General features: G+C 48.7%; 4 protein-coding genes. 2 read left to right on the top strand and 2 right to left on the bottom strand.

Annotated elements, in window-relative coordinates:
• Positions 1-154 precede the first annotated feature (154 nt).
• Together Q0620_RS01410 and Q0620_RS01405 are read right to left on the bottom strand one after the other, a co-directional pair.
• Positions 155-1,216, bottom strand: coding sequence for a tyrosine-type recombinase/integrase (locus Q0620_RS01410; RefSeq protein WP_297924049.1), 1,062 nt, complete (start codon positions 1,214-1,216; stop codon positions 155-157).
• Positions 1,213-3,804 (bottom strand): AsmA-like C-terminal domain-containing protein, encoded by a 2,592-nt coding sequence (locus Q0620_RS01405; protein WP_298782905.1) that lies wholly within the window; start codon positions 3,802-3,804, stop codon positions 1,213-1,215. The genes Q0620_RS01410 and Q0620_RS01405 overlap by 4 nt, the downstream gene beginning before the upstream one ends.
• A gap of 128 nt (positions 3,805-3,932) precedes the next feature.
• On the opposite strand from Q0620_RS01405, the gene mltG reads away from it, so the two are divergent.
• Positions 3,933-4,883: an endolytic transglycosylase MltG gene (mltG, locus tag Q0620_RS01400; RefSeq protein WP_298782904.1), complete on the top strand. Its 951-nt coding sequence runs from the start codon at positions 3,933-3,935 to the stop codon at positions 4,881-4,883.
• 109 nt (positions 4,884-4,992) lie between these two features.
• Entirely contained in the window at positions 4,993-5,874 is an 882-nt protein-coding gene (locus Q0620_RS01395) for a malate dehydrogenase (protein ID WP_298782903.1), read from the top strand.
• Positions 5,875-6,215 lie beyond the last annotated feature (341 nt).

The raw sequence follows: 6,215 nt of genomic DNA, 5'->3' as shown, positions 1-6,215 counted from the left end.
GCTAGTATGAAAAACAAATTTCAGAATTTTTCAAAACAAAATTCCAAATTTTTTAGAAAATAAATTTCATAAAAAACGATTTCAAAGCCGCATCAAAACGAGATTTAAAAAATCTCGCTCAAGCAAGCCTCTCGCTACCTCAAATTTTAAAATTTCACTCCTCGAATTCCTCCGCGACCTTCGCCGCAAGGCGCAGTTTGTCGCTGTCGAAGTGGGTGTAGATGCGCGAAGTATTTAGGCTCGCGTGGCCGAGGGCTTCCTGGACGAGCACGAGGTCCTTTTGTTTTTTGTAAAGCATCGTCGCGAAGGTGTGGCGCAGCATGTGGGCACCATTTTTTTCCTTGCGGATGCCCGCGCTCATTAAAATTTTCTCCACGATGCCGCTGACGTAGGCCTGAGTAAGCGGCGCGCCGTTTTTGGTGACGAAAAGATAGCCCTCTTTGTTTGCAAAGTTCGTCTCCAGCGCGTTTAGATGCTCCTCGATCAGGTGGCGCTTGATCATTACGATGCGGTATTTGTTGCCCTTGCCGCGGATTCGGATGACGAAAAGATCGCCCTCGGGCGCGATATCTTTGCGCTTTAAATTTATCGCCTCGCCCACGCGGATGCCGGTGTAGACGATGATTTTTACGATCAGGCGGTTGCGGTGGGCAAAGGAGGGAAACTCGCTTAGATTTATCGCGTCCAAAAACCGCTTCAGCTCCTCCTCGCTCATAAACTCCGGAAGCTTCGTGCCGCGGCTGCCGCTAATGCCGCCCCAGTGCTTAAGCTCGATACCGAAGTTATGTGAGGTGCCGTCCTGCTCGTTTTGGCGGTCGATGAAGCCGAAAAAATTTATCACGGCGATACGGTAGTTTTTTTTGCTCGCATCGCTTAGCCCGCCCGTAATCGAGGCTAAAATTTCGCTCAAAAGCTCCTCGTCGATATTTTTCATACTCTCAAGACCGTACTGCATGATCGCTTCGTAAAATTTTTTAAGCGGATTGAAGTAGGTGTTGATGCCGGTAAGGCCTGCGTTTCGCGCATCTTTTGCGAGCCGCTCGAGTTCGCCGATACTTGCTACCTCGTGATTTAGCGCCAGGCTCGCGCGACGAAACAGCGCGTCGTTTTTCAGCTCCTTATTCGATAGCGCGCTTAGCTTGTAGCGCACGAATTTTACGAGCCAAAACAGCAGCGATTTTTCAAAGCTATCCTTGTAATCGAGCGGGAATTTCATTTGCTCTCCTCGCTGTCGCCGAAGATCACAAAAGGCAGCATCAGCGTGTTTTTGATGAGATTATAAGGCGTTTTTAGCACGTCGGTCGCAACGCCAGTCGAGTAGGTAGGCTTTTTCATCGTGCCGCGAATCTCGATGATCGTGGAGATCGTATTGTTTTCGCCCAAGATGATATGATTTAGTAGCGGGATTTTTGAGATTATCGAGCTTGCGTCTTTGAGGTATTTAAGCTCCAGATCTATATTCAGCGCGCCGCTTTTCATATCCACTTCGCCGTTGCCCGCGATGTCGGCGCTACTGCCGGTAAAGTTCATCGCGTTTATATAAATTTTATCGCCGCTACGGCGAAAGTAAATTTTGCCCTTCTGCACGCTAAAGCCGCGATCGTTGAAATCGGGCGTCTTAAACGTAAGCAGCGACGGTACCGAGTTTATAAAGCTAAGCAGCCTTTGATAGATGATGTAGTCCTTCAGATAGGTGTTTTGCACGTTGATCTCGCCGCGGTAGTTGCGCGGATCGATGCCGCTTGCTTTCAGCGTAAAGACCCCTCCGTCGAAGCTCTGCGAGCCCAGGAATTGATTAAGCGCCTCACCGCTGATGTTTTGCGCAAAAATTTGAAGCAAGCTCTTTTTAAAGATCAACTTCACGTCGCCGCGTTTAAAGCTTGCGTTTAAATTCATATTTTTGCCGTCCAGCATGCCGTTAAAGTGCGTAAATTTCAGCGTCTTATTAAGATCCGATAGCACGATCGCAGAATTTTGTCCGCTGAAATTTATCGGCGAGCGCTCCTTCGTGCCGCTATTAAACTCGCTGGTTTGCACGCTAGTATTGATCGCGACGTCCACGTCTTTTAAAGAGACGAAGTTGCCGCCTTTGTTGATTTTGAGAGAAATTTTACCGCTTCCGCTAGAGCCGTCCAGATCGCCGCCGCGCACTCTAAGCGCGAAAGAGTCGTTTTTATAATGGCTTCCGTCCTTGTTAAGCAGGCCGAAATCAAAGATTAGATTGTTGCTGCTGATATCTAAGTTTGTAAAATCGCTGGTTAAAATTTTAAGATCTCCGCCGCTAATGCCCGCGTTTTTAAGCGTCTTGGAAAAGGGCAAAATTCCGCTAATATCGGGCGAGCTGATCTCGATCCGCTCGCCAAAGCTCATCTTCGCGCCTAAAAATTGCGAGCTCAGCACCGGCGCTTTGCCGCTAAAATCAAGGCTCATATTATCTCGCGCGTCGCCAAATTTTAAAATTTCTTTGCCGTTCGGGGAGAGATTGAAGCTATGGATTGTGCCGTTAAATTTAGCCTTGCGCGTGGCGATATCGATACTGCCGCTTGCCGTGGCGTTAAAAATTTCATTTTGCAGATTTGCGTCTTTGATGTCGATCTTTTTTTCTGTGATGTGCACCCGCGCGGCTTTGGAGTGAAATTTTGCTTTAGAGATCATCAGATCGGCGTCTTTTAGCGTCACGTTCGCATCGACCTTGGCGCTTTCCTTTTCGACATCCACGTCTATCAGCACGCGCGCATCGATCCCGCCGCCTAGCGGATATACGGGCTCGTCTATGCCGTAGCTTTGCAGGATCGCTATAAGGTCCTTGCCCAAGCTCTCCTTGGTTCGCAGATCCAGATATACGATCGGCCTCTCTTCAAAAAGCCCGCCGATACGCACGCCGCTTCCCTCCAGGCTTTTGCCTTTAAATTTAGGCTCATTTAGCGTGAAGCTTAGAAAATCGTTTTTGAGCGTGATGTTTGCGTCTTTCACCGTTACGGCTTCGATTTGCGGCTGAAATTTTATCGTAAGATCCTGCGCGTAGGCCGTGGCGCTAACGTTTTCGGCGATCGGTCGCGGATCTTTTAGATCGACTTTGGCGTGCAGATTTTCGATGTAGTAGTTTTGCGCGACTGCCTTGCCGTAGATCCACTCGTTCGCAAGAGGATTTAGCCCCGTAAGTGCGCCCAGCTCATTCATAAAATTTTTCAGACTCAAGGCCGAGGCGCGATTTATCTCGATATTTAGCTCCGAGCCGATATTGTGCACGTCAAGCTCGCCCGCGATCTCGTGCGAAGCGAAGGCGCCGTTAAAATCATACGTATCGGCTCTGAAATTTGCTCGCGCCGTGCCGTGCAGAGTGAGATTAAAATCATTTAGTTTAAGCTCGATCGGATCGAAGTTTAGCCCGTTTGCGCTCGGCGCGATCTTCGAGTTTAGCCTAAAAAACCGCGTGTCGGCGTAAAAAACGTCGCTTTTGTATTTTAGCTTTAGACTTTCACCCTTGATTTTCAAATTTTGCACGTCGATCTCTTCAAAAAAGGAGTTGATGAGCGATATTTTTTTGCTAAATTCCAAAATTTTCTCGCTTTGCGTGCGCAGATCGGTGGAATTTTGCTCTAAATTTTGTGTATTATTTTGCGTAATTTCAAGATTTTTGATACGCAGCACGAGACCTTTATTTAGCTTGAGATAAAACCCCTCAAGCTTTGCAAAGCCCACGTCCAGCTGCGAAATCGTTATACCGTGCTTTAGGCCTACCGCACAGATTATAAAAAGTATGGTTATGCACAAAAAAAATCTAGCCAAAGTTCTAAACATCATCGCCTCATCAAAAAACTCCGCCCCAAAATTTAAAGTGGGCGTGCCGAAAAACTGCGCTTATAATATGAAATTTATTCAAAATTTTGGCTTATTTGCCTATAATTTCAGCTAAATTTTGAAAGGAACGCATGAAATTCTTTATAAAGCTCATCAAAGCGGCGTGCATTTGTATCGAACTTGCGGCTATCGTGCTTTTAGCCGTGGGTTTTGATCTACACGAGCGCGTCGGCAACGCGACAACCGTGCAGATAGGTCAGGGCAGCTCAACGAAAATTTTATCGCAACTCTCAAAGAGCTATCCAAAATTTAGCAAATTCGATGCGAGGCTGCTTTCTTTTTACGGCGGCGCAAAAACCGGCGAGCTGGAGCTTAGCAGCGAAAATTTGCCCAAATATCAATTTTTATATGAGCTAAGCGTCGCAAAACCCGTGATGAACGAGATCAAGCTGATCCCGGGCGAGACTACGATCGTGTTTTTAAAACAGCTGGCGAAAGATCGCGGGCTAAGCTTTAGCGAGCTTGAGCGCGAATACAACGCCACGGCGCCGTTTTACGAGGGCTTTTTGGTGCCTGAAACCTACAAAATTAGCAAAAACGAAAGCGAAAAAAATATCATCGATCATCTCGTTTCAAGCGCGCAAAAATTCCACGAAGACTTGTCGCGCGAGCTTAGCGGCGACTATAACGCCACGGCGTGGAAGCAGGTGCTGATCAAGGCCTCGGTCATTCAAAAAGAGGCCGCAAACGCAGATGAAATGCCCCTCGTAGCCTCCGTCATCGACAACCGCTTAGCCAAAAATATGCGCCTTCAGATGGACGGCACGCTGAATTACGGCGAGTTTTCGCACGTCAAGATCACTCCGCAGCGCATCCGCACCGATACCAGCCACTACAACACCTACCTCAACGACGGACTTCCCAAAGAGCCGGTGTGCGTGGTCTCTCGCGATGCGATACGCGCCGTTTTCGCGCCCGCAAAGAGCGAGTATCTGTATTTTATGCGAAATAAAAAGACGGGGCTCCACGATTTTGCGCGCACGCAAGCCGAGCATGAGCGCAACGTAAAGGCGCAGAGGTAAAATTTAAAGCCGTTTCGGCATTAAATTTAAAAAACGAAATTTTGTCTTTAAATTTTAAAATTTAAACCCCGCAGTTATAAAAATGCGGGCCGATATTTGGGAGATAACAATGAAAATAGCGATATTTGGCGCCGGAAATATCGGCGCAGCGGTAGCGAACGATCTTATCGTAAGCGATTCTTTGAGCCAAAAGATAGATAGCATCGCGCTTGTGGATGCGGTAGAGCGGATCGCGCGCGGCAAGGCACTCGATCTAGCCCATACGGCGGCGGTTTATGAGCGCGACCTGCGCATAAGCGGCAGTACGGAGCCCGGCGACATAGCGGACGCAGGCATCGTCGTGATCACGGCGGGACATGCAAGAAAGGTGGGGCAGAGCAGGGAGGAGCTGTTTGGCAGCAACGCCGCCATCGTCGCGCAATGTGCGCGAGATGCCGCAAAATACGCGCCAGGCTCCATCATCGTCGTCGTTACCAATCCGCTTGATATGATGGTCTATGCGGCGCTGCAGGCCAGCGGGTTTGCAAAGGAGCGCGTCATCGGCATGGCGGGCGAGCTAGACGGCGCGCGGCTTAAATTTGAACTCGCGCGAGCGAGCGGCAAGGAAATTTCATCGATGAGAAGCGCGGTCGTGGGCCCGCATAGCGAAGAGATGATCGCGCTTAAAAACGAGCTGGGATTTGAAATTTCGGATGAAATTTTCGCGCGCGCGGTACAAAATACCAAACGCGCCGGCGCGCAGATCGGCGAGCTACTGGGCACGTCGGCGTATTTGGCGCCCGCTGCAGGGATCGTAAAGATCATAAAATACATTCTTTTTGATACCTGCGGCACGCTCGCCTGCTGCGTCGCGGATAGATCGGGAGTGCCTTTGGGGCGCTTCGTAAGCGTCGGCAAAATGGGCGCGATAGAGAGAAATTTCGCCTACTCGGGCGAGTTTTATGAGCAGCTCGAACGGATGCGCGAGCGGGTAGCGGGGCTGAAGTTTTAGTGGAAATAAAGCGAATTCGACGCGACGCGGAAGCGGGATTCGTAGATTTAAAATTTCAAAGCGCAGAATTTTTGCGATAGAATTTGCAGCATCAAATTTCACTCCGGCAAGAAATTTAAACTCGCGGAATTTTACAGCGTAAAATTTCATTCGCTGCGGAATTTTAAAATTTGCGCAAATAGCGCGGCGTGCGCGGTTAGAGCGTATATTTTATTACGTCGCGAGATTTCAGCGCAGTCTTAGTGTAGTTTTATTATGACTCACAACTTTAGCGGTAAAATTTTGCCGTAGCCTCAAAATTTCGAGGCAAATTTTACCGCTCCGCACTCGTGCGTCTTTAA

Origin of the sequence: uncultured Campylobacter sp. (genome assembly GCF_938017615.1) — a bacterium.
Lineage (GTDB): Bacteria > Campylobacterota > Campylobacteria > Campylobacterales > Campylobacteraceae > Campylobacter_B.
The sequence above is the reverse complement of the archived record's forward strand: the minus strand, read 5'-3'. Positions and strand labels throughout refer to the sequence as shown.